At 71.5% G+C, this 24,074-nt stretch carries 28 protein-coding genes and 1 pseudogene; 7 read left to right on the top strand and 22 right to left on the bottom strand.

All coding sequences use genetic code 11. From position 1 onward, the window contains the following. Window positions 1-19 precede the first annotated feature (19 nt). The 7 genes from ACQEUU_RS30090 to ACQEUU_RS30060 all read right to left on the bottom strand — a co-directional run bounded on the left by ACQEUU_RS30090 (window position 20) and on the right by ACQEUU_RS30060 (window position 6,568). Entirely contained in the window at window positions 20-1,015 is a 996-nt protein-coding gene (locus ACQEUU_RS30090; protein WP_433072462.1) for a hypothetical protein, read from the bottom strand. 54 nt (window positions 1,016-1,069) lie between these two features. Continuing rightward, window positions 1,070-1,549, bottom strand: a complete 480-nt coding sequence (locus ACQEUU_RS30085; RefSeq protein ID WP_433072461.1) for a DoxX family protein — start codon at window positions 1,547-1,549, stop codon at window positions 1,070-1,072. 149 nt (window positions 1,550-1,698) lie between these two features. After that, the gene (locus tag ACQEUU_RS30080) at window positions 1,699-2,274 is read right to left on the bottom strand and encodes a dienelactone hydrolase family protein (protein ID WP_433072460.1); all 576 of its coding nucleotides are present in this window, start codon (window positions 2,272-2,274) and stop codon (window positions 1,699-1,701) included. 53 nt (window positions 2,275-2,327) lie between these two features. After that, the gene (locus ACQEUU_RS30075; protein WP_433072459.1) at window positions 2,328-3,281 is read right to left on the bottom strand and encodes a helix-turn-helix domain-containing protein; all 954 of its coding nucleotides are present in this window, start codon (window positions 3,279-3,281) and stop codon (window positions 2,328-2,330) included. 60 nt (window positions 3,282-3,341) lie between these two features. Then, window positions 3,342-4,784 (bottom strand): argininosuccinate synthase, encoded by a 1,443-nt coding sequence (argG, locus tag ACQEUU_RS30070; protein ID WP_433072458.1) that lies wholly within the window; start codon window positions 4,782-4,784, stop codon window positions 3,342-3,344. Window positions 4,785-4,864: 80 nt separating this feature from the next. Further along, window positions 4,865-5,938 (bottom strand): SMI1/KNR4 family protein, encoded by a 1,074-nt coding sequence (locus tag ACQEUU_RS30065; protein ID WP_433072457.1) that lies wholly within the window; start codon window positions 5,936-5,938, stop codon window positions 4,865-4,867. Between the two features lie 105 nt (window positions 5,939-6,043). Further along, window positions 6,044-6,568, bottom strand: coding sequence for a DinB family protein (locus ACQEUU_RS30060; protein ID WP_433072456.1), 525 nt, complete (start codon window positions 6,566-6,568; stop codon window positions 6,044-6,046). A 79-nt stretch (window positions 6,569-6,647) separates the two neighbouring features. On the opposite strand from ACQEUU_RS30060, the gene ACQEUU_RS30055 reads away from it, so the two are divergent. Continuing rightward, a complete protein-coding gene (locus tag ACQEUU_RS30055) occupies window positions 6,648-7,298 on the top strand; it encodes a TetR/AcrR family transcriptional regulator (RefSeq protein WP_433072455.1) in 651 nt (216 codons plus the stop codon). Continuing rightward, window positions 7,286-7,510 (top strand): annotated as a pseudogene (locus ACQEUU_RS30050) (DUF6204 family protein); the annotation flags it as partial. The gene ACQEUU_RS30055 and the pseudogene ACQEUU_RS30050, both read left to right, overlap by 13 nt. A 126-nt stretch (window positions 7,511-7,636) precedes the next feature. Here the strand turns inward: ACQEUU_RS30050 and ACQEUU_RS30045 are convergent. Together ACQEUU_RS30045 and qcrB are read right to left on the bottom strand one after the other, a co-directional pair. Further along, window positions 7,637-8,794, bottom strand: a complete 1,158-nt coding sequence (locus tag ACQEUU_RS30045) for an FAD-dependent oxidoreductase (protein ID WP_433072454.1) — start codon at window positions 8,792-8,794, stop codon at window positions 7,637-7,639. Between the two features lie 96 nt (window positions 8,795-8,890). Next, window positions 8,891-10,432, bottom strand: a complete 1,542-nt coding sequence (gene qcrB / locus ACQEUU_RS30040; protein WP_433072453.1) for a cytochrome bc1 complex cytochrome b subunit — start codon at window positions 10,430-10,432, stop codon at window positions 8,891-8,893. A 140-nt stretch (window positions 10,433-10,572) separates the two neighbouring features. Here qcrB and ACQEUU_RS30035 point away from each other — a divergent pair, with 140 nt between their 5' ends. Next, window positions 10,573-11,001: a hypothetical protein gene (locus ACQEUU_RS30035; protein WP_433072452.1), complete on the top strand. Its 429-nt coding sequence runs from the start codon at window positions 10,573-10,575 to the stop codon at window positions 10,999-11,001. A 235-nt stretch (window positions 11,002-11,236) separates the two neighbouring features. On the opposite strand, the gene ACQEUU_RS30030 is transcribed toward ACQEUU_RS30035, so the two are convergent. Next, window positions 11,237-11,473, bottom strand: a complete 237-nt coding sequence (locus ACQEUU_RS30030) for a hypothetical protein (RefSeq protein ID WP_433072451.1) — start codon at window positions 11,471-11,473, stop codon at window positions 11,237-11,239. 305 nt (window positions 11,474-11,778) lie between these two features. On the opposite strand from ACQEUU_RS30030, the gene ACQEUU_RS30025 reads away from it, so the two are divergent. The 3 genes from ACQEUU_RS30025 to ACQEUU_RS30015 are packed head-to-tail and all read left to right on the top strand — an operon-like array spanning window position 11,779 to window position 13,837. Continuing rightward, window positions 11,779-12,471 carry a class I SAM-dependent DNA methyltransferase gene (locus ACQEUU_RS30025; protein WP_433072450.1) on the top strand — a complete coding sequence of 231 codons (693 nt, stop codon included), beginning with the start codon at window positions 11,779-11,781 and terminating at the stop codon, window positions 12,469-12,471. A gap of 27 nt (window positions 12,472-12,498) precedes the next feature. Beyond that, window positions 12,499-12,882 (top strand): DoxX family protein, encoded by a 384-nt coding sequence (locus ACQEUU_RS30020; protein ID WP_433072449.1) that lies wholly within the window; start codon window positions 12,499-12,501, stop codon window positions 12,880-12,882. 16 nt (window positions 12,883-12,898) lie between these two features. Then, window positions 12,899-13,837, top strand: coding sequence for an RNA polymerase sigma-70 factor (locus tag ACQEUU_RS30015; RefSeq protein ID WP_433072448.1), 939 nt, complete (start codon window positions 12,899-12,901; stop codon window positions 13,835-13,837). 13 nt (window positions 13,838-13,850) lie between these two features. On the opposite strand, the gene ACQEUU_RS30010 is transcribed toward ACQEUU_RS30015, so the two are convergent. After that, window positions 13,851-14,198 (bottom strand): VOC family protein, encoded by a 348-nt coding sequence (locus tag ACQEUU_RS30010; RefSeq protein ID WP_433072447.1) that lies wholly within the window; start codon window positions 14,196-14,198, stop codon window positions 13,851-13,853. A gap of 272 nt (window positions 14,199-14,470) precedes the next feature. Between ACQEUU_RS30010 and ACQEUU_RS30005 the strand changes: the two genes are divergently transcribed. After that, window positions 14,471-15,418, top strand: a complete 948-nt coding sequence (locus tag ACQEUU_RS30005; protein ID WP_433072446.1) for a hypothetical protein — start codon at window positions 14,471-14,473, stop codon at window positions 15,416-15,418. A gap of 25 nt (window positions 15,419-15,443) precedes the next feature. Here ACQEUU_RS30005 and ACQEUU_RS30000 read toward each other — a convergent pair whose 3' ends face one another. The 11 genes from ACQEUU_RS30000 to ACQEUU_RS29950 all read right to left on the bottom strand — a co-directional run bounded on the left by ACQEUU_RS30000 (window position 15,444) and on the right by ACQEUU_RS29950 (window position 23,891). Further along, window positions 15,444-16,103, bottom strand: a complete 660-nt coding sequence (locus tag ACQEUU_RS30000; RefSeq protein ID WP_433072445.1) for an SDR family NAD(P)-dependent oxidoreductase — start codon at window positions 16,101-16,103, stop codon at window positions 15,444-15,446. A gap of 90 nt (window positions 16,104-16,193) precedes the next feature. Further along, window positions 16,194-17,165, bottom strand: a complete 972-nt coding sequence (locus ACQEUU_RS29995) for a zinc-binding dehydrogenase (RefSeq protein WP_433072444.1) — start codon at window positions 17,163-17,165, stop codon at window positions 16,194-16,196. A 66-nt stretch (window positions 17,166-17,231) separates the two neighbouring features. Continuing rightward, window positions 17,232-17,888, bottom strand: coding sequence for a DivIVA domain-containing protein (locus ACQEUU_RS29990; protein ID WP_433072443.1), 657 nt, complete (start codon window positions 17,886-17,888; stop codon window positions 17,232-17,234). Then, complete coding sequence (locus tag ACQEUU_RS29985) at window positions 17,885-19,006, bottom strand: globin domain-containing protein (protein ID WP_433072442.1); 1,122 nt, start codon at window positions 19,004-19,006, stop codon at window positions 17,885-17,887. The genes ACQEUU_RS29990 and ACQEUU_RS29985 overlap by 4 nt, the downstream gene beginning before the upstream one ends. After that, complete coding sequence (locus ACQEUU_RS29980; protein WP_433072441.1) at window positions 19,007-19,390, bottom strand: group I truncated hemoglobin; 384 nt, start codon at window positions 19,388-19,390, stop codon at window positions 19,007-19,009. Window positions 19,391-19,648: 258 nt separating this feature from the next. Continuing rightward, complete coding sequence (locus tag ACQEUU_RS29975; protein ID WP_433072440.1) at window positions 19,649-19,867, bottom strand: hypothetical protein; 219 nt, start codon at window positions 19,865-19,867, stop codon at window positions 19,649-19,651. Window positions 19,868-20,048: 181 nt separating this feature from the next. Then, on the bottom strand, window positions 20,049-20,576 hold the full coding sequence (locus ACQEUU_RS29970) for a hypothetical protein (RefSeq protein ID WP_433072439.1): 528 nt from the start codon (window positions 20,574-20,576) through the stop codon (window positions 20,049-20,051). Between the two features lie 160 nt (window positions 20,577-20,736). After that, window positions 20,737-21,216: an NAD(P)H-binding protein gene (locus ACQEUU_RS29965; RefSeq protein ID WP_433072438.1), complete on the bottom strand. Its 480-nt coding sequence runs from the start codon at window positions 21,214-21,216 to the stop codon at window positions 20,737-20,739. 273 nt (window positions 21,217-21,489) lie between these two features. After that, window positions 21,490-21,627 carry a hypothetical protein gene (locus tag ACQEUU_RS29960; protein ID WP_433072437.1) on the bottom strand — a complete coding sequence of 46 codons (138 nt, stop codon included), beginning with the start codon at window positions 21,625-21,627 and terminating at the stop codon, window positions 21,490-21,492. Between the two features lie 51 nt (window positions 21,628-21,678). After that, entirely contained in the window at window positions 21,679-22,539 is an 861-nt protein-coding gene (locus ACQEUU_RS29955) for an SDR family NAD(P)-dependent oxidoreductase (protein WP_433072436.1), read from the bottom strand. Then, entirely contained in the window at window positions 22,536-23,891 is a 1,356-nt protein-coding gene (locus ACQEUU_RS29950; RefSeq protein WP_433072435.1) for a flavin-containing monooxygenase, read from the bottom strand. Before ACQEUU_RS29950 ends, ACQEUU_RS29955 begins: the two co-directional genes overlap by 4 nt. Window positions 23,892-24,074: the final 183 nt, after the last annotated feature.

The following is a 24,074-nucleotide window of genomic DNA, read 5'->3' as shown; positions in this document are numbered from 1 at the left end:
GTTCGGGCCGCCGCCCGGCTCACGGCGGCGGAGTGCCGCCGCGCGCCCGGCTCCCGCGCGGCAGCCACCGCACGACCAGCCACAGCAGCGCCGCCGCGACGCCCACCAGCAGGTACTCGATGGCGGGCACGCGCGCCACCTCCGTCACCTCGCCGAGGCCGCGCACCGCGTACACGGCCAGCACCGCGCCCGCGTAGCAGGCGGCCAGGACCCACCGGGTGGCCGCGCCGAGGCCGAGCCCGTGCATCTGGGTGAGGACGAACACGCCCAGGAAGCCGAAAAGGAACATCGGCCACGCCCCGTCCGGGCCGGTGTTCATGAAGGCCACCAGCGTGCCGTGCGCGGCCACCAGGAGCTCCAGGGTGAGGGTCCACCAGCGGTTCGTGTGCGCGCGGGTGAGGAAGAGGCTGCCCTGCAGCAGGATCAGGAACATGTAGAAGAACCCGACCAGGTGGCCGCTGGTCGTCTCCATCGGGTGGTACCAGAACGTGTACACGGCGGCCCAGCTGAACAGGTAGCCGTGGTAGCGCCGGGCGAAGGAGGTGACCTCCGCCGAGATCGGCGCCGGTCTGCCCGCGAACAGGCCGCGCCGGCGGTTCTCCATGAGCAGCACGACGATCAGCAGGAGCACCACGGAGGCCTGCGAGCTGAAGATGGACACGTCCTGCGCCAGCCCGTCGTAGAACACCTGGGTCTGCGCCTGGTGCAGCAGGACGAAGTCGAAGTTGACCGCCAGGGCCACGACGTTGACCCGGTGCAGGCCGCCGGTGTAGCGGCGGACCCGGGTCTGCGCGTAGTAGATCAGCCCCCAGAGCGTGACCTGGTGGGCGGCGTAGCAGAGCCAGGCCGACAGCCGTGTCCACACGGTCGGCTCGGGCAGCTTCCAGTAGTACCAGGACGCCCCCTGGTCGGGGAGCGGCTCCAGGCCCGTCAGCCGCTGCCCGGCCAGCCAGACGAGCCCGGTGAGCACCGCGCTTGCGCCGACGCCCCAGGCCAGTGCGGTGTTCGCGCGCATGGTCCGTGTCCCGGCAGCCACGTTGCCAACGCCTCCAGAATCAGGGGGAACGCGTCATGCGGGGACGCGATCTCCGGCACGCTCCACCGTACGCGCCCCGAGGGCGGCCCACAGCGCGACCGCGATGTAGAGGATCTGCTCGGGCACCCGCAGCCACAGCGGGCTGACGTCCTGACCGGCCAGCGCGGCGTACACGTTGGCGGGCAGGAGCAGCACGAACAGCACCGCCAGCGACAGCCCGGCGGCCCGGCGGGTGCCGGCCAGGACCAGCCCGGCCGCGCCGAGGAGCTCCAGGACGCCGGTCGCGTACACCATCAGGGCCGGGAACGGCACGAACGGCGGCACCATCGCCACCAGGTCGGCGTGGTTCGTGGTGAAGGCACTGCCTTCGGGGGCGAAGTGGGCGCTCGCCGTGACCACGAGGAACAGCGCGAGCCCGTGCGCCGCGCTGACCTGCCAGGTCGCGAACCGCCGCACCCCGAACGCGCCCAGCAGCCGGAACGCGAGCGTGGCGATGATCAGAACGAGTGACATGCGGACTCCTTTAGATAGTGGCGCTATCCAGCAAGTGGATAGTGCCACTATCTTCATTGGATCGTCAACCGAGGTGCACAATCGAGCATCGCTCGTAACCCTCGAAAGGCATCCGCGATGAAGGGCACCTTGGCCGTCCTGGCGTGACGTCAGACCTTCGCGAGGAAGTCCAGGGTCCGCTCCAGGAGGAGCCCGGCCGCCCGCTCGTCGTAGGAGGGCAGGCTCCGGTCGGTGAACAGGTGCTCCTCGCCCGGGTAGAGGAACAGCTCCGCGTCCTGAGCCGACTCCACGAGCGCGCGGGCCGCCTCCAGGTCGCCCTCGCCCGCGAAGAACGGGTCGCCCTCCATGCCGTGGACCTGCACCGGCACGTCCTGCGGCCAGGACTCGCCGAACTCGGTGACCGGCACGCAGGCGTGGTAGAGCAGCGCTCCCCTGGCCCCGGCCCGGGTCTGGGCCAGCTGCTGCGCCGGGAACGCGCCGAGCGAGAACCCGGCGTAGACCAGCTCGCCCGGCAGCCACGCGGCGAACGACCGCGCCCGCTCGACGATCGCGTCGAACCCGGCCTCACGCGCGTAGCCCAGGCCGTCGTCGAGCGAGGCGAAGACCCGCCCCTCGTACAGGTCGGGCACGTGGACGGTGTGGCCCGCCCGCCTCAGCTCCTCCGCGAACTCCCGCACCCCGGACGTCAGCCCGTGAGCGTGGTGGAACAGCAGCACCTCAGCCATGTCTCCCCTTTCGCCGCCCCCAGCATGCCCTGCGGCACGGACAGTTCCGGGAGTCAGCGGGGGCCGCGGAAGGTCCGCCGGTAGGTGTCGGGGGCCACGCCGACGGCCCGGGTGAAGTGCCGGCGCAGCGTCGCCGCCGTGCCCATCCCGGTACGGGCCGCGATCTGCTCCATGCCGGCGTCGGTGGTCTCCAGCAGTTCCTGGGCCCGGTGCACCCGCTGGGCGTGCAGCCAGTGCAACGGGGTCATGCCCAGCGCGCGGTTGAAGTGGCGGGTGAGGTTGCGGGGGCTCATCCCGGCGTGGCTTGCCAGGTCGGCCACGGTCAGCGGCTCGTGCAGCCGGGCCAGCGCCCACTGGAGGACGTCGGCGAGCCCGTACCGCCCCGCGTCGTCCGGCACCGGCGCCGTCACGTACTGCGCCTGCCCGCCGGCCCGGTGCGGGGGCACGACGAGGCGGCGGGCCAGCGCGTTGGCCACCGCCGCGCCGCGGTCCTTCCTGACGACGTGCAGGCACAGGTCGAGCCCGGCCCCCTTGCCCGCCGAGGTCAGGACGGACCCCTCGTCGATGTAGAGGACGTCGGGGTCGACCCGGACGCGGGGGTACCGGGTGGCGAGCAGTTCGGCGTGCATCCAGTGGGTGGTCGCCCGCCGCCCGTCCAGGAGCCCGGCCGCGGCGAGCACGAACGCGCCGGTGCAGAGCGCCACGATCCTGGCCCCGCGCCCGTGGGCGGCGCGCACGGCCTCCACCACGTCGCCCGGCGGCCCCGTCTCCACGTCGCAGGCGGCCACCACCACCGTGTCGGCGTCCGCGACCGCGTCCAGCCCGTACGGCGTGTCGACCCGCAGCCAGTCGCCCACCCGGCCCTGGCCGGGCCCGCACACGCGGAACTCGTACCACGGGTCGGGCGGGTCGGCCAGCTCGGACCGGTCGACCCCGAACACCTCGCAGGCCGCGGCGGCCTCGAAGAGCATGGCCCCCTCGTACAGGGCGAGCGCCACGGTATGCATGTCCGGAAGTGTACGCATACCGCCCTTACGGACGCCCGCCCCGATCTCCGGGGACGCGGTTCAGTCGGTGCCGAACTCCATCGCGGCGCGGTCGAGCAGCTCGTCGTCCGCGACGTCGCCGCGCGAGGCGATGGCCTCGGCGCCGCCCTCCGGCATGTCACCGATCAGCTCGGTCGCAGGCGCCGGGGTCGCGATGAGCGCGGAGTGGGAGGTGCCGACCATGCCGAGGCTCGCGTACTGCTCCAGCCTGGTGCGCGAGTCGGCGATGTCGAGGTTGCGCATGGTGAGCTGGCCGATCCGGTCGACCGGGCCGAACGCCGAGTCCTCCGTGCGCTCCATGGACAGCTTGTCCGGGTGGTAGCTGAAGGCCGGGCCGGAGGTGTCCAGGATCGAGTAGTCCTCGCCGCGCCGCAGGCGCAGCGTGACCTCGCCGCTGACCGCGGTGCCGACCCAGCGCTGCAGCGACTCGCGCAGCATCAGCGACTGGGGGTCGAGCCAGCGGCCCTCGTACATCAGCCGGCCGAGCCGCCGGCCCTCGGTGTGGTAGTACGCCAGCGTGTCCTCGTTGTGAATCGCGTTGACCAGCCGCTCGTACGCCGCGTGCAGCAACGCCATGCCGGGCGCCTCGTAGATGCCACGGCTCTTGGCCTCGATGATCCGGTTCTCGATCTGGTCGGACATGCCCAGGCCGTGCCGGCCGCCGATGGCGTTGGCCTCCATCACCAGGTCGACCGCGGTGGCGAACTCCTTGCCGTTGATCGTCACCGGGCGGCCCTGCTCGAAGGCGATGGTCACGTCCTCGGCCGGGATCTCGACCTCGGGGTCCCAGAACCGCACGCCCATGATCGGGTCGACGGTCTCGATGCCGGTGTCGAGGTGCTCCAGCGTCTTGGCCTCGTGGGTGGCGCCCCAGATGTTGGCGTCGGTCGAGTACGCCTTCTCGGTGCTGTCGCGGTAGGGCAGGTCGTGGGCGAGCAGCCACTCCGACATCTCCTTGCGGCCGCCCAGCTCGGACACGAAGGCGGCGTCGAGCCAGGGCTTGTAGACCCGCAGGTGCGGGTTGGCCAGCAGCCCGTAGCGGTAGAACCGCTCGATGTCGTTGCCCTTGAACGTCGACCCGTCGCCCCAGATCTGCACCTCGTCCTGGAGCATCGCCCGCACCAGGAGGGTCCCGGTCACGGCGCGGCCGAGCGGCGTGGTGTTGAAGTAGGCCCGCCCGCCGGAGCGGATGTGGAACGCGCCGCACGCGAGCGCGGCCAGCCCTTCCTCCACCAGCACCGCGCGGCAGTCGACCACCCGGGCGACCTCGGCACCGTACGCCAGCGCACGCCCGGGCACCGAGGCGATGTCGGGCTCGTCGTACTGGCCGATGTCGGCCGTGTAGGCGCAGGGGACCGCGCCCTTGTCACGCATCCACGCGACCGCGACGGAGGTGTCGAGACCACCCGAGAAGGCGATGCCGACCCGCTCGCCGATGGGCAGAGAGGTGAGAACCTTGGACATAAGAGAAGAGTATGCATTGAGACGCATGGTCATGCAAAGTCAGCCTCCCAAGTGACCCTTCATCCCGTGATTCAGGACGTTTAGAGGGCCTCCCAGTGGAGTGAGCCGGAGACCGCCTCGGGTTTCCAGTAGCCGACCGAGCCGCCGCCTTCCAGCGCGTCCGCGGTGGCCTTCAGCAGGGCGTGATACGAGCGGATCCGGGTCCCGGCCGGCTGGAAGCGCATGTCGCCCTCGTGATCGGTGGTGCCGACGTCACGCCGCGCCGAGTCGACCACCAGGTGGTTGCCGCTCCCGTCGGCGGCGAAGGGGATCATCCGCCCGTCCCACCAGTCGCCCCGCGGGTCCCCGGGGAGGTCCATGTCGTCGACCTCGCAGAGCATCCGCCAGGTGTCGCGGATCGCCCTGGTGTCATACGCCCAGTGGCCCAGCAGGGCCAGCCCGCCGTTGTGACGCAGCAGCGAGGCCTTCAGGTCGTCGGGGAAGCGCAGGCCCATCTGCGCCTCCGCCACCGCGATGGTCCCGGCCTTGGCGGGCCCGCCCAGCCTGCGGTGGCTCCTGGGCGCGTTGGCCTTCAGCCAGGCCTCGATCCGCCGCCATTGCCGGTTCACGGCCCTGGTCACCTTCGGGTCGGGCCTGCGCACGCGCGGGGCGGCGTTTCCCGGCCGGCAGTCGGCGTCGGGAGGCGGCGTGTGAACCTCGTCCGGCGCCGGGACGGGACCCTCCGTCTCGACCCCGCACCTGACATCGGGACCACCGCACGAGACGTCCGTGGTCATCGTCCGCGCGACCCCGTCGTCCCCGGGGAAGACCGCGGACTCCAGCAGGTGCGTACCACCCGCCAGCACGACGAGCACGAGCGCGGCGACGCCCCAGCGGATCACCAGGCGGCGGGTGGCCCGGTCGAGCGGCGGCCTCGACTCCCGGGGCTCCAGGAACCGCGAGACCGCGGGACGGTCGAGCACGGAGGGCCGGTGCGCGTACCGCCGGAGGTCCTCGGCGGTGGGAGTGCCCAGGATCGGCGCGGGCGGCCACGCCGCCACGACCGGCTCCTCCTCGGGAGGAGCCGGCACGCCGGACGGCTCAGCGCGGCGGGACCGTGCGAGCAGCGCGATCCCCACCGCCGCCACGACGGCAGCGAGAAGCGCGAGCCACACCCCACGAGACGTCATTAATCGCCGCACGCCCGGCAGAGTATCCGGAATCAGCCCGTACGGTGATCGAACTGCAGACCTCACCCGGCCCACGCACGACCGATCGGCTCAGCGGCCCGCGGCGCGCAGCAGCCGGAGCTGCCCGATCTCCGCGACGTTCTTCATCAGCTCCGCGTTCACCCACCCGACCAGGTGGGCGACCGTGTACCCGCTGTCCTCCGGCCAGGGGAAGGACGCGGCGGCGTCCAGGTCCGCCTCGGTGAACCGGTCCAGGGCGGACACCCACTCCTGGCGAAGCCCGCGAAGCCACGCGACGGCCACGTCCCCGTCCCCCGGCCAGGAGATCTCCTCCCGCTCCCGGGGCGTTCGCCCCTGAACGTGGTCCAGGGCGACGCTCCACCACCAGCCGAGGTGCCAGCTCACCCAGGCGATCGTGGGCACGGGCACCGGCTCGGGCTCGGTCTCCGCCCAGTCGGGCACCCAGACCCCGTCCTCGGTCCGGCGCACCGTCCAGCAGGTGGACGCGGGCTCCCACAGAAAGTCCTCGGGCCGCAGCCGCTCCAGGTGGTAGTCGAACAAGGACCAGGCCAGGTCGAACTGCCAGCGCAGCAGGTCGTCGCGGGTTACGGACATCACTCGTCTCCTCGTGTCAAGAAAACCATAACGCTCTCCAAAATTATAGTGCCTTCCATTTTTGCATTAGACTCCGCCTATGGAAGGACTGCGGGAACGCAAGAAGCGGCAGACCCGGCAGCGCATCTCCGACACGGCCGTCGGTCTCTTCGTGGAGCGCGGGTTCGAACAGGTGACGATAGCCGAGGTCGCGGCGGCGGCCGAGGTGTCGGTCAACACGGTCTACAACTACTTCGACGCCAAGGAGGACCTGGTCCTGCCGCCGGAAGAGGCCTCATCACAACGGCTGGCCGAGATCGTCCGGCGGCGCCGGCCGGGCGAGTCGGCCGCGGGCGCCGTGCTCGCGCGCCTGCGCGAAGAGGTCCGCAACAGGGAACGCCAGGTCGGCCTCTCCCCCGGGTTCGGCCGCGTGCTGGAGATGATGCGCGCCGCGCCCACGCTGACCGCCCGCCTGGAGGACCTCGGCCGCCAGATGACGGACGCCCTGGCGACCGTGCTGGCCGAGGAGACCGGCGCCCACCGGGACGACCCACTCCCGCGCGTGGTCGCCTGGCACCTCGGCTGCCTGCACGCGCTGGTCATGACCGAGATCGGCAGGCGGACGTCGGCGGGCGAGCGCCCCGACGCGATCGCCGACGCCGTGCTGACCCTGCTGGACGTCGTGGAGAGCCTGCTGGGCGACCGGGTCCTGCGCTATGCCGTACGCGAGGAAACGCCATGTGGAGAGTGACGATCAGAGGCAAGTTCCGGGGCCTGGACGACGCCGCGCGGGCCGTCGTGCTGGCGGCGGGTGGCACCGCCTACACCGACGCCGGCACGTTCACCCACGACGCGACCGTCTCGGTCTTCACCTTCCGCTGCCAGGTGCCCGCCGGACCGGACGACGAGGACGACGCAGCCCTGCGGGCGCTGGCCGCGCTGGAGGCGTACGGGTGCCCGTACGAGGTGCTGAAGATCGCCGTCACGGACCTGCGCACCATCCGCGTCCGCCATAAAGGCCGCACCGGCTCCGCGGCGGAGCAGGCGGACACCGCGACGACGCCCGTCCGGGACCCGGACTCCTGCCCTTCACGCGCTTCGGGTCGGGTCCGCCAGTCGGGGCACGTCGGGGAAGGAGCCGTCGCCGAACAGGATCCGGGCCGCCGCGGCACGGCCGGCGCGGCCCCGCAGCGCCGCCACCGCCGTCTCGGCCACGGCCGGTGAGCGGATACCGGCGAACGCCCGGCGCAGCAGCAGCCGCCCCCGGAACCGGCTCCGCAGCGCGCCCCCGTCGTACCGGTTCAGCACGCTCTCGTCGCCCGTGCGCAGATAGCCGGCGGTCACCGCCGCGGCCAGTTCGGACAGGCGCAGGCACGGGTCCAGCCCGCCGGCCGTCAGCGGGGAGACCGCGCCCGCCGCGTCCCCGACGAGCAGCCCGGCGGGACACGCGAGCCGCCGCAGCACGCCGCCGACCGGGATCGGCCCGCCCCTGCGCTCGACCGGACCGGCCGGGGCCGGGCGGCCGGGCGCGTCCGCGGCGAAGGCGTCCAGCAGGCGGCGCACGCCGGGCAGCGTCGCCCCCGGATGGCCGGCGACGCCGACGTGCGCGTGCCGGCCGTCGTCGACGACCCACCCCAGGTACCCGGGCGCGATCCGGGGGTCCAGCACGCAGTGGAACATCGGGACGTCCGGCCCCGGCGCGATCGGGTGGGCGAGCTCCGCCCCGACCAGGAACCGCCGGTTGACGTCGAGGCCGAGGTCGCGGGCCACCCGGGAGCGCGCGCCGTCAGCGCCGACGACGAACCTGGCCGCCACCGGCTCCGCCCCCGCGAACCGCACCAGGCTCACCGGAACGCCGCCGTACCGGCCCGGTCCCGCCGACACGCCCGCGTACCGTACGCCCAGGAGAACCCGCGCCCCGGCCGACTCCGCGGCCTCGCGCGCGTGCCCGTAGACCGCCGCCATGTCGGCCACCCGGTACTCGTCCCGGTCGCTGGTGAGCCGGATAGGGGACCGCCGCGACGGCGGATACAGCAGCACGTCGCGGATGCCGGGCCCGAGCAGCTCGTCCGGCAGGTCGAAGTCGTCGAGGGTGCGCCGTACGAAGATCCCCGTCGTGCGGATGCCGGCCGTCAGCGACCTGCGGCGGTCGACCACGATCACGTCCAGGCCCCGCAGCGCGAGCAGGCGGGCGGTGTGCAGGCCGGCCAGGCCCGCGCCCACGACGAGCACGTCCACTGTCTGCATGCTCCGCGACGTTAGGCGCGATCCTCCGCCTGTTCGACGGTTTGCACGCTAACCGCCGCATACATCTACACCGCCGCCACATTCCCCCGACCGGCGTCAGCGCGGCAGCGACCGGTCGTCCCCGTCGAGGGGCACCTTCTCGCCCCCGTACGCGGCGGACAGCCGGGCCCGCACCGCGCCCGTGGTGAGCACCGGGACGGGTTCCTTGCCGCGCAGGTGCGCCTCGGCGTCCTCCGACAGCGGCGTGTGCCGCTCGGTGAACGCGCCGCCGGGCAGGCGGACGATCACTCCGCTGGGCACCCCGTGCCCGACGAGCCGCGCGTCGGCGCGCTGCAGTCCGAGGCAGATCCGGTAGGTGACGGCGTAGGCGAGCACCGGCCCGGCGATCACCAGGACGCGTCCGGCGACGGTGATGGCGTTCAGGCTGACGTGGAAGGTGGCCGCGAGCTCGTCGTTGGCGCCCAGCAGCCACAGCACGCCGTAGAAGACGACGGCGGTCATGCCGATCGAGGTGCGGTGCGGGTGGTTGCGGGGACGCTCCAGGACGTGGTGCTCGCGGTTGTCCCCGGTGATCCACCGTTCGGCGAACGGGTAGAGCAGCATCCCGGTCAGGACGAGGCCCAGCGGCACCAGCGCGGGGACGACCACGCTCAACGGCACCGTGCCCGCGTGGGCGCCGCCGAAGAGGTTGACCTCCCACGCGGGCATCAGCCGCAGCGCCCCTTCCAGGAATCCCAGGTAGAAGTCGGGCTGCGAGCCGGCCGAGATGTCCGCCGGACTGTAGGGGCCGTACAACCACACAGGGTTGATCTGCGCGAAGGTCCCCAGACCGGCCACCACCGCCAGGGTGAACAGGAAGAACGCGGCGGTCTTCGCCATGAACGCCGGATACAGCGGAGCGCCCACCACGTTCGTGCGGGTGCGGCCCTTCCCCGGCATCTGCGTGTGCTTCTGCACCCACATGAGCACCAGATGCACGGATATCAGCGCCAGCAGCACCCCCGGGATCAGCAGGATGTGCAGCGCGTAGAACCGGGAGACGACGTCCTCCCCCGGGTACTCCCCGCCGAACAGCAGGAACGTCAGGTACGTGCCGGCCAGCGGCACCGACATGAGCACGCCCTCGGTCACGCGCAGACCGGCGCCCGACAGCAGGTCGTCCGGCAGCGAGTAGCCCGTCAGTCCCTCCAGCAGCGCCAGCGCGAACAGGGTGACCCCGATGACCCAGGTGAGCTCGCGCGGCTTGCGATAGGCGCCGGTGAAGAACACCCGCAGCATGTGGGCCATCATGCCCGCGATGAACATCAGGGCCGACCAGTGGTGGATCTGCCTGATGAGCAGCCCGCCGCGCACCTCGAAGCTGATCTCCAGCGTGGAGGCGTACGCCTGCGACATCCGCACGCCCCGCAACGGCGCGTACGAGCCGTCGTAGATCACGTGCTCCATCGACGGCTGGAACCAGAACGTCAGGAACGTGCCGGTGAGCAGCAGGATGACGAACGAGTAGAGCGCGATCTCACCCAGCAGGAACGACCAGTGATCGGGGAAGATCTTGCGCAGGTTGCGGTTCACGAACCGAGCCGCTCCGAGCCGTTCGTCGAACCACGAGGATGTCCGGGCGATGGCGCCGGTTCGCATGCTTCGCTCCCTGTCTGTCCGCTTCATCAGCAAGACGGGCAGAAGCGGGAGATTGTGACATCAGACGGGAATGTCACAGGTACGGGAGCGCGGGCGTCCTAGAGAGAGACCCCCGTACGTACGAGCACGCGAGGTGATCCATGGCCACGTCCTCACACCTCGGGCCCGGCTCCTGGCGGATCGTCCTGGAGGCGACCCAGGCGAGGCTGACGACGAGCGGGCGCGGCGGCGTCCGGCTCCGGTACGCGCCCCGCGTCGGCGGCTCCTTCTACCTGCGGCCCGACACGACCCTGGCGGGCTTCGCGCTACGCCTCCCGCTGCCTGCCGAGCTGCTCTGGGAGTCGGCGGACCTGGACCGCGACGGCCATGCGTGGCTGCGGCTCGGAGACCGGGAAGTGCGCTCGCCGGTCACGGTCGTGTGCGCCGCGATCCCCGGCGCGCGCCCGTACGTGAAGATCGTGCTGGAGACGGTGTTCCGGTCGTCCAGCCTGGGCCTGCCCGGAGTGTCCTGGCCGCGGCCGGTCACGCTCCGGCTGTTCACCGAGATCCGCCCGGCCGGCTCCGGCTGACCTCCATGGTCATGACCGAACCCGCCTGCCTGGCCGCCAACCGTCCCGCGACATCTACGGGATGCCGATGCTCAACCTGTTCTGTCTCGGGATCGCCGCGTTCATCGCGTGGGGCCGCTTCGGCCCCAGGCCCTTCACCGCCTGACCCGACCGGGGGGTGAGCGTGAGCGAGGCCGAGGACGCGGTCCAGGAGACCTGGGTACGGTACGCGTCCACGCCGGCCGAGCGAGATGAGCTACTTGACCACCCGTCCTGTCGTCCGCTGTCCATCCAGAGGCACGGCGAAGCAGTACACGGTCCGGTGACGGGGCCGGCCCTCCCGCAGCGGCGCCAGTGCCCACAGGCCGACCTGTTCCGGCTTCATGACGCGCATCCTGGGGAGGCAGCCGTTCTCCGCCAGCCGCCGCATGTCCGCGTCCGGATAGGGCCCGTCGGGGAGGTACGTGGTGGCGTACCCCGCCGAGTGCGGCACGTCGCAGGGACGACGGTCGTCACGAACGTCTCGGGCAGGGGCTCGACGCAGTCGGCGGGCCTGAGTTCGGTGGCATGGAACTGTTCCCCGCCGGGGACGGAGCTCTGCCGCAGCGGCGCCGGCGTAGCGGCCTGGGCCGACCCGGACGACGCCACCGGCTCCGGACCCGCCGTGCAACCGGCGACCCCGATGGCCAGGCACACGACCGTCAGCGCTGTGCGGATCATGCTGGGAGGCTGGCAACCCAGATCACACCGGTATCACGAACACCATCCCACGCCGGAGACGGGGGTAACGTCCCGGCCATGACCGAGGCCGCATACCTTGCCGCCACCCGTCTGGCCTACGACACCGTCGCCGCAGACTACGCCGCGCACTTCCGTGACGAGCTCGACGCCAAGCCGCTCGACCGCGCCATGCTGGCGGCGTTCGCCGAGTACGCGCGGGGGCCGGAGGCCGGTGAGGTGGCCGACCTCGGCTGCGGCCCCGGCCGCGTCACCGCCCACCTGCGGTCGCTCGGGGTGAACGCGTTCGGCGTCGACCTGTCGCCGGAGATGGTCGCCGTCGCCCGGCGGAGCCATCCCGGCCTGCGGTTCGAGGTGGGCTCGATGACCGCGCTGGACCTGGCGGACGAGTCCGTCGGCGGCGCGGTCGCGTGGTACTCGACCGTCCACACCCCGCCGGAGCTGCTGCCGGTGGTGTTCGCCGAGATCCATCGGGTGCTGGCTCCGGGAGGCCGGCTGCTGATCGCGTTCAAGGCCGGCGACGCGCACCGCCACGCCGACCGGGGGTACGGCCACAAGCTGTCCCTCGACATCTACTGGATGCCACCCGAGCGCGTCGCCGGGCTCCTGGGCGCGGCGGGGCTCGTCCTGGAGGCTCGGCTGATCCGCGAACCCGACGACAGCGAGAGGCCGCGCTCCGGGCAGCAGGCCTTTCTGCTCGCCCGCAAGCCTCCCCATGTCACCAGCGAGGAAGCCGTCTCGTCTAGAGAGTGAAGGCACATCCTCGAAGGAGCGCAAGACATGGACCTCGCGTTGTGGACAGCCGCCGGACTCCTGGCGGCGGTGGCGTTGGCCGGCGGCATCACCAAGACGTTCGTGCCCAGGGAGAAACTGGCCGCGGCCCCCGGCGGGGGATGGACGGGAGACGCCAGTGCCGGCTTCGTCAAGAGCCTCGGGGTGCTGGAGCTCCTCGCCGCGGTGGGCCTGATCCTGCCGGCCGTGCTCGGCATCGCGCCGGTACTGGTGCCGGTGACCGCGGTCTGCTGGGTGTTGCTGATGATCGGTGCGATGATCACTCATGGCCGGCGGGGGGAGTACGCGCTGTCGATGCTGAACGTGGTCTATCTCGGCATCGCCGCGTTCATCGCGTGGGGCCGCTTCGGTCCGGAGTCCTTCACCGGCTGACCGGGAGGTCGACGGCATGAGCAGAGCCGAGGAGTTCCAGCGGTTGCGCCCGCTGCTGTTCTCGATCGCCTACCGGATCCTCGGCAGCGTGAGCGAGGCCGAGGACGCGGTGCAGGAGACCTGGGTACGGTACGCGTCCACACCGGCCGCGCCCAGGTCGGCCAGGGCCTTCCTGTCGGCGGCGGTGACCCGGATCTCGATCGACGTGCTGCGTTCGGCCCGGGTCCGGCGGGAGGAGTACACCGGCACGTGGCTCCCCGAACCGCTGCTGCACGACCCGTACGAGGACCCGGAGCGGTCTGCGGAACTGGCCGACTCGGTGTCGATGGCGGCCCTGCTGCTGCTGGAGCGGCTGTCCCCGCTCGAACGGGCGGTCTTCGTGCTGCGGGAGGTGTTCGACTTCGGCTTCCCCGAGATCGCCTCGGCCGTGGGCCGCTCGGAGGCGGCGTGCCGCCAGCTCGTGGTGCGGGCGCGCCGCCACATGGCCGCCGGCCGGCCCCGCTTCCAGGCGGACCGCGCGGAGCGGGAGGAGCTGGCCTCGCGCTTCCTCGACGCCCTCCGCGAGGGCGACGTCGCCGCCCTGCGCAACCTGCTGGCCGCCGACGTGTCCCTGGTCGGCGACAGCGGCGGGCGGGCCCCGCGACTGGCCGGATCCGTCACCGGCGCCGCGAGGGTGGCCCGGCTGCTCGCCGCTGCCTTCCCCCGGATGGCCCGGATCGGCGTGACGGGCGAACCCCGCGAGGTCAACGGCCAGCCGGGCGCGATCTTCCGCGACCCGGACGGCAAGGTACTTCAGGCCCTCGCGCTCGACGTGCTCGACGGGCAGATCCAGACGATCCGCGCGGTCATCAACCCGGACAAGCTCGGGCATGTGGGGCCGGTGGCGGACGCCTGGGCGATCGACCGCGCCGTACGCCGGCACATCCGCCCCGCGACCCCGCGCCGCGACTCCTGAGGGGTCCTCCGCTTCAGGACGCGGGCGCGAGCTCGCCTCCTATACCCGTCTCGTTGCCGTCGGGGTCACGAAAGACCCATTTGCCGACGTCGCCGTGCTGCTCCCTGTCCACCGGCCGCAGCCCGCGCCCCGCGATCCGGTCCACCTCGGCCTCCGGATCGTCCACCCAGATCAGGCACACGCCGCCTCCGGCGCGGGCGGAGTCCTCGACGACGTACACGTACCGGTCCTCCGCCAGCTGCCACACCGCCTCGGCCTCGTGGGGCCGGAACGACGGTCCCGTGCCGAGGAGCCTGGTGTACCACTCCACGGCGCTCCCGCAGTCGCGGACCGGGATGCCCGCGAAGATGCCCACTGCCACTGTCGGATCTCCTTTCCGCCCGGGTCGCCTCATGAAGCGCTCGGTCCAGGCGAAGCGCATATGTCAATGATGCGCCTATTGATGATCACATACATATTTCTCGATCGAACTCGGCGATGAGCAATGAGTTACCGGAAACCTGTACAAATACGGGCGTATCTCCGCATTTCATCCACCCTGCCGCCGAATGATTACACCGATTCGAGAAATATGCGAGTGGCGCAGAGGCAGATGGCCACTCGCACCCTTGATTTCTCCGTATCATGCCTCACGTGTCCCCGCAGCATGCCTCGATCAAGCTGTCACCTCTCCGGCAGTCGCTGAGTATCGGCTGGGCCCTTATTCCCTTATTGACTTTCGGCCTGGGAACGATCTTCGTCATCGGATCTGCCGCCGCCCGGCTGGAGCGGCAGAAACTCTGGTTCGCGACGAGCGGCTATTTCCTGTACTTCGTGTTCGTCATGATCCTCGCCCCCGGGGCAAACCCCCCTCCGGAGGACCAGCCACGTGACACGATTGCCATGGCGCTCTACTTCGTGGGCATGTGGGCCGGCGGGACGGTGCATGCGTTCTTCCTCCGCAAGGAAGTCTTTCTTCCCAAGCCGAGGAGCGCGGAGAAGAACGATCACGGCACTTCGCTCAGAAGCCCGACGGACAGATCGCCTGTCCAGACTTTTGCGCCCACGGCCGGAAGAACTCCCTGGTACAAGGACGCGGTGAAGATCAGCCTTTATGCCTTGCTCACCTCGGTGCTCATCGGGGTGATGACCTTCGGGAGAGATCTCCTCGACTTCACGCTCCTGAGCCCGAAAGCACCCGTCACGGACGACACGGTCCTGGACTCTTCTCCTGAGCCCAGCCCCAGCCTGCCGGTCCACTACCGGGGCGGCCTCAGGGTCGGCCGGGAACCCAAGGACCTGGACCGTGATCCGCCGGAGCGTGCGGGCTGGAGCCCTCAGAACGACATCGCCCGATGGTCTCACCCGGTTGTGCACATGAACAGAGGCGCCCTCATCGCTCCCTGGCTGAGAGACGGCACGCCCCGGTTCGGGGACTGCCGGGAGCCGGCTCGCGCCGAAGGGGTGGGGAGGATCACCTTGGAGCACGGAGGGCGCTACTGCATCAAGACGACCGAGGGCAAGTCCGCCTACTTCTCCGTGACGGAGGTGTCCCGGGAAGGGTTCGCGGGCGACCTGATCGTCTGGGACGAACCCACCTGACCCCGGACGGGTCCGGACGTCACGGTCATCGCACGGCACCCGCGTGCAGGGCTTCCCGCGTCCACCGGTGCCGGGGTTCGGTGTGCAGTCGCCAGTAGTGCTCGGCGATGTCCTCCGGGTCGAAGTCGGTGCCGGCCGCCACCGGGCCGGCCACGGTGACGCTCGCCACGTGGACCCCTGCCGGGCCGTACTCCTGGTCGAGCAGCGTCACCAGGGTACGGACGCCGGCCTTGCCCAGGGAGAGGCTCACGTACTGCGGCTTGGGCTCGGGCATGCCGCCGGTGATGAGGATGGTTCCATGGCCGCGCGCCGCCATGGCGGGTGCGACGTGGGCCGCGGCGTTGAGCGCCCCGACCACGTTCACCGCCCAGGCCTCCATGTGGCCGCGTACCGACAGTTCTCCCGGCGCGTCCGCCTGGATGATCGCTGCGTTGTACACGAGGACGTCCGGCACGCCGTACTCGTGGGCGGCCGCGTCGAGGGCGGCGTTCAGGCCGGCCTGGTCGGCGCTGTCCGCCTTCAGCGTGACGACCGGGACTCCGCTGGGAGCGACCGCCTCGGCCGCGGCACGCAGCGTCCGGTCGCTTCGGGCGATCAGCGCGACCGGCAGCCCTTCCGCGGCGAACCTGCGGGCCACCGCCTGCCCGATTCCCGGACCCGCCCCGATGATCACAGCACCCGACATCCCCGTACTCCTCGCCTCCGGATCAGTGACATTCGGGACGGTAAAGCATCACATCTATGTGAAGGTCAAGAGTACGGATCGGAACCGCCGTCAGATCAGCAGGAGAGTCTTGCCCAGGGCGCTTCGCGACTCGATCGCGGCGTGCGCGTCCGCGGCTCGCTCCAGGGGGAAGGACTGCCCGATGATCGGCAGGATCCGGCCCTCCGCCGCCTCCGCCATCACCCGCTCGGCCCAGCCTCGGATCTTCGGCCCGAAGCCGAAGAGCTGTTCGATCCCGATCACCTCGACGCCGCGCCTGCGCGCCTGGGCGGGATCGAGCTCCGTAACCTGGCCGCTGGAGGCGCCGTGGACGGAGAACCGGCCGCCGGCCGCCGTCACCTCGAACGCGGCCCGGCCGATCGCGCCGCCGACCCCGTCGAACACCACGTCAGGCCCCGCACCACCGGTCACCTCACGTACCCGCTCCGCCCAGTCCGGGTCCGAGTAGTCGACCACGGCCTCGGCGCCCAGCTCACGGACCAGGTCCAGCTTGCGCGCACCGCGGGCCGCCCCCACGACCCTGGCGCCCGCCGCCCTGGCCAACTGCACCAGCAACGTGCCGACCCCTCCGGCCGCCGCCTCGACCAGCACCCACTCCCCGGCCCGGATCCCGGCTCCTTCGACCAGCCCCAGCGCGGTGCTGCCGTCGGTGTGCAGGGCGACGGCCTCGCGCAGCCCCAGCCCGTCCGGCACCGGGATCAGATTCTCCACCCCGGCCACCGCACGCTCGGCGAAGCCGCCGCTCTGCCCCAGGTCGGCGACAACACGCCGTCCGGACCAGCCCGGATCCACCCCCTCACCGACCGGGCCCACCTGGCCGGCGACCGTACCGCCCGGCACGTACGGCAGGGCGGGCCTGCTGTGCCACTCGTCGACGCCACGCCGGATCTGCGTCTCGACGAAGGTCATCCCCGCGACGGACACGTCGACCACTACCTGTCCCGGTCCGGCGACCGGGTCCGGCGCCTCGCCCGGAACCAGGACCTCGGGCCCTCCGAAACGCGTCACCCGCACCACTCGCACGTCAACCGCTCCCCTGCTTGTCCGGTATCGACGTGGAGCACTCTTCACCCTCAACCGAAGTTGAGGTCAACCCGGTGGAAGGCCTCCCCGTGAGGAACCGTGGAGGATCCGGCCGTTCTGGTCGGGGATCTGGCCGAGCTTGTCGACCTCCTGGGCCAGCCCCGACAGCACGGCCCGCAGCTGCACCCGGGTGACGTCGGCGAAGGTGCGCAGGTAGGCGATCTGCCGCTCCAGCTCCTCGGCCTCGGCGCCGTGCACGCCGCCGTGCGACCGGTAGGCGCCGACCGCCCGTTCGGCGGCCTCCTCCGCCTGCCGCTGCGCCTCCGTCAGGATCACCTCGTACTGCTGGCGGGCCTCCCCCACGATCCGCCGCGCGTAGTTCTCCGCCTCCGCGATCTGGACGTCGGCGGTCTGCTGCGCGCGGGAGAGCATGTTGATCGCGTCGACGCTCAGGCCCTGCTGGGGGACGGCGTGCTCGGTGCTGATGCCGTGCTCCTTGTACCACTGCTTCATCCGGTCGATGTACGCCCGCAGGTCCGCCTTCTCCTTGTCCCCGGCCGCCATGTCGTCCGCGACCCGGTACAGGAACGAGCGCACCTCGTCCTCGCTGTAGCCGCGGCGCCCGAGCGTGGTGCGGGAGAACTGCTGCTTGCGTACCCGATCCGGGGTGATGGGCTGGCGTTCGTGCGCCGGGCGGTCTCCCCGCGGCATCTCTGCCGTCATGACTCCCCACCTTTGTCGGTCGTGAACTCGTCGAAGTGGATCTGTTCGGAGGGCACGCCGGCGTCCAGCAGTCGTCCGACGGTGCCCTGAGCCATCTCCTCGGAGCCGCAGACGAAGACCTGCTGTCCACGCCAGGCCTGCAGCGCGACGTCCACGGCGTTGCCGCGGGTGCCGCGGTAGTAGGGGTCGTTGGAGACGGCCGGGACCACGGTCAGCCAGGGGTGCTCCGCGGCCATCTTGGACAGCGCCTCGACGTCGTACAGCTCCCGGGACGTCCGGGCCCCGACGACGAGGTCGACCTTCCGCGACGGGCCCTCGTAGACCACCTGTTCCACCAGCGCCTTCAGCGGCGCGAGGCCGGTGCCGCCCGCGATGAGCAGCAGGTCGCCAGGGGTGTCGGAGGAGAGCTTCAGCCGCTCGCCCACCGGCGCTCCCACGCGCAGGACGTCGCCGCGTCGCGCGCCCATGACCAGAGCGGCGCTCAGCACGCCACCGTCGACCATGCGCACGTGCAGGTCCACGGTGTTGTCCTGGCGCGGCGCGTTGGCGAAGGAGTAGAAGCGCCAGACGCGTGAGCGCATGGGGTGCGAGATCGACGCCGACTGACCGGGGCGGTAGGGGTAGTGGTAGTTCAGCCGGGCCCGGATGACCGCGATGCCGAGGGCGCGGGGCTCGTGGCTGATGATCTCGCCCTCCCACCAGGGTGGGACGGTCTTGGACGCGTCGGCTGCCGCCTCCGACATCACCTGGGCCACCAGTCCGTACGCCTTCGTCCAGTCCTCGGCGAGTGCGGGCGTCCACCGCTCGTTCAAGAAGTGCTCCAGGGTCGCGAGCAGCGCCCTGCCGACGGCCGGGTAGTGCTCCGTCACCACGGCGAACTTGCGGTGGTCCCTGCCGAGCTGCTGGAGGAACGGGACCAGCTCCTCCACCTGGTCGACGTTGCTGACGATGTGCCCGAGCGCGCCGACGAGCCGGTCGCGCTGGTGTGCCATCGACACCGGGAACAGGTCCCTTGTCTCGGGGTTCATCAGGAACAGGGCCGAGTAGAAGAACAGCGGCACCTGGTCGCCCGACCGGGCGACGAGGCGCCAGCTGTCCTTGAGCGCTTGCGCGTCCACTCAGTCGGCCGTCTCTGCGGGCTCGGCCACGATGGACGACTCCACCTCGTTCAGGGTCAGCACGACGTGCCGCAGGACCTCGTCGCTCACCCCGGCCCCCCGCAGCACGGAGACCAGGATCTCGCCGACCTTCGCGTAGTGCTCGGCGGTGATGTCCAGGCCGCGGTGCGCCTCTGCCAGGTCGCGGCCCTCGTACGGGTCGGGGCCGCCGAGTACGGAGCACAGCAGCACCACCATGTGCCGCTTCAGCCTCGGCAGGTCGATGCCGGCGAAGTACGGCTTGAGGTCGGCGTCGTCGAGGACCCGCACGTAGAACAGGTCGACGACGTCACGGACAGCCGGCGCGCCGCCGACCTGGTCATAGTAGGACAGCGAGGTTGTCACAGAGCCTCCAAAAGGACTATGCGTCGCAGGACCGGCTGACAGTGCTCGGGATTCCGTGCGGCCACGACGCGGGGCATGGTGAAGGGACGCGCCCTGGCGCCCGCGAGATGAGGTGGGGTGATGGTCGTGGATCTCCTGCCGTCACCCTTCCTCAAGGCCGGAGCACCAGGACGGATGCCGTGGCACGGGGGCGCGGTGGGGCACCGCCTCAGATGCCTGGCTTACCCAAGCACGCCTCCTATGCCACATGAGCACACTTTAGGCCATTTTTGACCCATGCGCCTCGCCATTGGTCAACTCCTTTGTCCGACCACGGCCCGGCCTCGACGTCGAAACGGGCACGGTCAGCCGCTCCACGATGAGCCAGTTCAGCGTGAGGTAGAGAAGGAGCACCGAGGTCGAGTCGCCGGGCAGGCCCGAGGCGGCGTGGTGGCCGATGCTGGCGTCGAGGTCCTCGCGGATGCGCCGGGTCAGCACGGCGCCGGACGAACCTCTCCCGCCGCCCGACCGCCGCCCCTCGCCGCGCCGGGTACTGAACGCACCGGCACGGCCTCGATGCGCCCAGCCGACCGCCGTCCGCTCATCACCCGGACCCGCACCATCCACGCACCGATCGCCTGCACGGCGACACCGTCCCGGCCGCCCTATGTGCGGATCATCAGGATCGCCTGCCCGGCCTGGCCAACGCCGCTCCACGAACCCGGACTCCGCCGATCAACAGCACGACCGCGCTGCCGAAACCGACCATCGGAAGGAGACGCCACACCATCCACGGGACGTTTCCCTCCCACCCTCCGCAGGTGAGCAACAGGAAATACGAGAACGCCATGAACGCCCAGTGAAGCGCAACCACCGCCACGACCAGGGCCGCCACCAGCCCGACCACTGTCCCGAGCCACCGCTTCGACGAGGCGGCGACCACACCAGACAGCAGAACGCTCACCATAGGCAGAGCGTTCAGAGCCAGATACCGTCCGTACGTCGACTCCACGTGCTGCCGGAGATCGAGCCACGTTTCTTCCAGGTCGTACCACAACTCCGCCAGGCCCAAAGGAAGAGGCCCATAGCCCGCACAACCCACCGCTCCATCGCCCGCGAAGAGCGCCGGCAGCCATAGGGCTAAGAAGCTCAGCAGACTGGCCACGAACGCGGCCAGCCACCATCGAAGATGGCGCCACCGGGACATGGCCCGCCTCCCTCGCAACGATGATCGGGAGCAGCCATTGTTCCAGCAGACTCCTGTGCCCGGCCACTGCACGCGTTGCAGACGGGGATCTCACGGGTGGTCCGCTCCTGATGAGCCGCGTACGCCGTCAGGCGCTCTGGAGGCCGACACCGTCGTGGACCTAAGGCATCACGCCTCCCGGATGCTGACAGCGGCGCGGCGGTGACGGGGGACCTCGATCTCGTCGAGCAGCGCCACCGCGAGCGACGCCGGTCTCGTCCGTGACGTCGCCCGCCACCACGCGTACGTCGGTCAGATCGCCGTGGCTTGCGGGGTCACGCACCACGGCGGTGACCCGGTGCCCACGCCGGTGCGCCTCGGCGACGATCTGCCTACCGGCTCTGCCGCCCGCCCCGAAGACCACGATGTTCATCGTGCATCCGGAGGCCGTGCCGGCGGCCAGTGCCGCGAGCTCCGGCGCTCCGGGCAGCACCATGCCGAGCACCAGGGCCGTCGCGGTGTTGTGCAGAATGAAGAAGGCGTGCAGATTGCCCCGCGTGGTCGCCGGTTCCCAGCCCGCGCTGGCCGCGTACAGGCCGATCGGCGGGCCGCCGACCCCGCCGACCACGTTGAGCGGCGCGCTGGCGGCGCCGACGGCCACGGCTCCCTCGGGACGGCGCAGCCGTCTCCAGCGCACCCCCGTCGGCCAGGACGCACACAGCGATGACCACGCAGGCGCCCGCGGCCAGGCGCCGGCCAGCGGGTGTCCACCCCCCGCGCAGCGCCAGCGCGGCCAGTGGGGTGCACACCAGCGCGGGCACCAGCAGCCGGGCCACCTCGCCCGTCCGGGCGTGGCGGCCGTCGCGCAGCAGCGGCACGACGGAGGAGAGCACGGCGAGCGCCAGCAGGTGCTCGCCGGTGAGGAGATCCGGGGTCAAGGCCCTGCCGGCCGGTCGAGGGCGTAACGGCGCTGGAACCACACAGCCGTCGCCATCAGCACGGCGGGCACCACGGTGAAGCCCGCGAGCAGCGCGGCCATGGCCGCACCCAGCAGCAGTCCCCAGCGGAGCATGCCGCCCCGGTGCCCGCTGCGGCGCGCCTGCCGGTCGGACAGCGAGCCGAGTCACGGCTTTCGCGCGTGGCGCGCGACGACGCCGGCGGCCAGCTCGGCCCCGTCGAACGCGCCGGAACGGACGCGGCCGGCCAGGGTACGGGCGATGATCCGGTCGGTGACCGAGGGCAGGTGCCGCGCCAGGAACAGCTCGACGGCGCCACGACGGGTGGTCGCCAGGTCGCGCCGCGCGCGGCCCAGCGCGGCGCGCAGCACCGTGTCGACCACGCCCTCCAGCGGCTCGTAACTGCTCATGCCCTCCAGGGACAGGCCCGCGGCGGCGGTCGAGTCATGGATGGGACTGCGTACCGCCGACGGGTAGACGCAGGTGACGGTGACGTGGGTGCCGATCTCCAGCCGCAGCGCGTCGGCGTATGCGACGAGCGCTCGTTTGGAGGCGCCGTACGCGGCCGCGAGGGGGAGCTGCATGACGGCCATCCGCGAGGAGAGCATGACGACCCGGCCGCGGGACTGGACGAGGGCGTCCACGCAGGCGGCGGTGACGCGCCAGGCGCCGAGCAGGTTGATGTCGAGCTGGCGGCGTACCTCGGCGCCGGGCGGCAGCTCGGCCGGGGCCGGCCCGCCGACGCCGGCGTTGTTGATCAGCAGGTCGAGGCCGCCGAGTTCCGCGATGGCGGCGGCCACGGCCTCGGGCACGCCGGCGTCGTCGGTGATGTCGCAGGCCAGGACCTGGACCGGGTCATCGGCGCGCGGGGCCAGGTCCAGGCCGATGACGTGGGCGCCGAGCCCGGCCAGGCGGACGCTGATCGCCCGGCCGAACGTGCCGGACGCGCCGGTGACGATGACGCGCAGGCCGCGGGCGTCACGGCGGTGGCCGGGCAGGTGGCCGGAGGAGGTTCGGGACGTGCTCACGCGGTGGTCTCCTCACGGCGGGCAGGGGTGAACGGGCGGGCTCCCCGCAGCAGCCGGATGCGGCCGGCCTTCATCTCGCGGGGCAGGGCGGCGACATAGCGGTCGAAGTCGATCCGCATGATGGGACGCCTGTCACCCCATCGCTCGGTGGCGGCGCGCAGGGCGCGGGCGACGGCGCGCCGCTGCTCCAGGGGCGTGGGCAGGGCGTAGCGGCCGGACAGGTGGGCGGCGACCAGTTTGGCCTGGGCCTCGACGACGGGCAGGGCGGCGCCTGTGGACTGCATGAGCCCCACGAAGGCCAGGCTCGGGTCCTGCAAATGGAAGACCCGCTGGTACAGCGGCAGCCGCTCCGCGTCGTCGCCCACCCAGCGGGAGGTCAGGAAGGGGATGGTCACGCGGTAGCCGGTGGCCCAGACGATCACGTCGACGGGGTCGGACGTGCCGCCGGTGAAGACGACGCGGTCGCCGTCGAGACGGTCGATGCCGGGCCGTGCGGTCACCTCGCCGTGAGTGAGGCGGTGCAGGATGGTGTCGCTGATCGTGGGATGGTTCTGGAAGAGGCCGCCGGAGGGGGCCGGCAGGCCGTAGCTCTGCGGGGTGCCGACGGCCAGCCGGAGGAGGGTCTCGGCGATGCGCTGGCGCACCCGCCACGGCAGCGCCGACATGGCGGCGCCCGTGGCATCCGCGGGCCGGCCGAACAGGTACTTCGGCACGACGTGCACGCCATGGCGAGCCGAGAGCAGGACCGGGCCGCGGGCGACGTTCGAGGCGTCGACGGCGATGTCCATGGCGGAGTTGCCCATGCCCACCACCAGCACCCGGCGGTCCCGGAAGATCTCGGGGGTGCGGTAGTCGTGGGCGTGCAGCTGAGTGCCGTCGAACGTGCCGGGGTAGCCGGGCTCGGGCATCCGGGGATCCCAGTTGTGGCCGTTGGCGACCACGACCGCGTCGTAACGGCCGGCCTCTCCGGAATCGGTCGTCACGACCCAGGGGAGTGCTGTGCCCTCGCGCTCCACGCGCCTCACCGTACTGCCGAATCGCAGGTGCGGGGTGAGGCCGAAGGTCTTCGCGTAGTCGGCGAGGTAACCGGCCACGTGGTCGGCCGACGGGTAGTCCGGCCACTCGGCGGGCATCGGGAAGTCGGCGAACTCGGTGCGGCCCTTGCTGGTGTTGAGGTGCAGCGAGGCATAAGCGGGTGACAGGCCGCTGCTGTTGTCGCGGACCCACAGCCCGCCGGGCCGGTCGCCCTTCTCGTACGTGACGACGTCGAGGCCGACGTCGAGCAGGGCCTTGGTGGCGGCGAGCCCGGCCGCTCCGGCGCCGATCACGGCAACCCGGCACGAGGGGGTCATGGGTGAGGTTCTCCTGGAAAACTCGGCTACGTCAGAGGGCGTGGCGAGCGAGGGCTACGACTCGCCGTGACGGTGGAACCGCCGCGTCATTCTCGCGGAGGGCTTTGTGGTGGTCTCCAAGGCTACGGCTGGATCGGCGGGCGGACCATGGTGCTCCTCACGTTTTTGCCGCCTTCGGTTGTG

The organism is Nonomuraea sp. CA-218870 (genome assembly GCF_050936535.1).
GTDB classification, from domain to species: Bacteria; Actinomycetota; Actinomycetes; order Streptosporangiales; family Streptosporangiaceae; genus Nonomuraea; species Nonomuraea corallina.
This window is presented reverse-complemented; position numbering and strand designations above follow the sequence as displayed.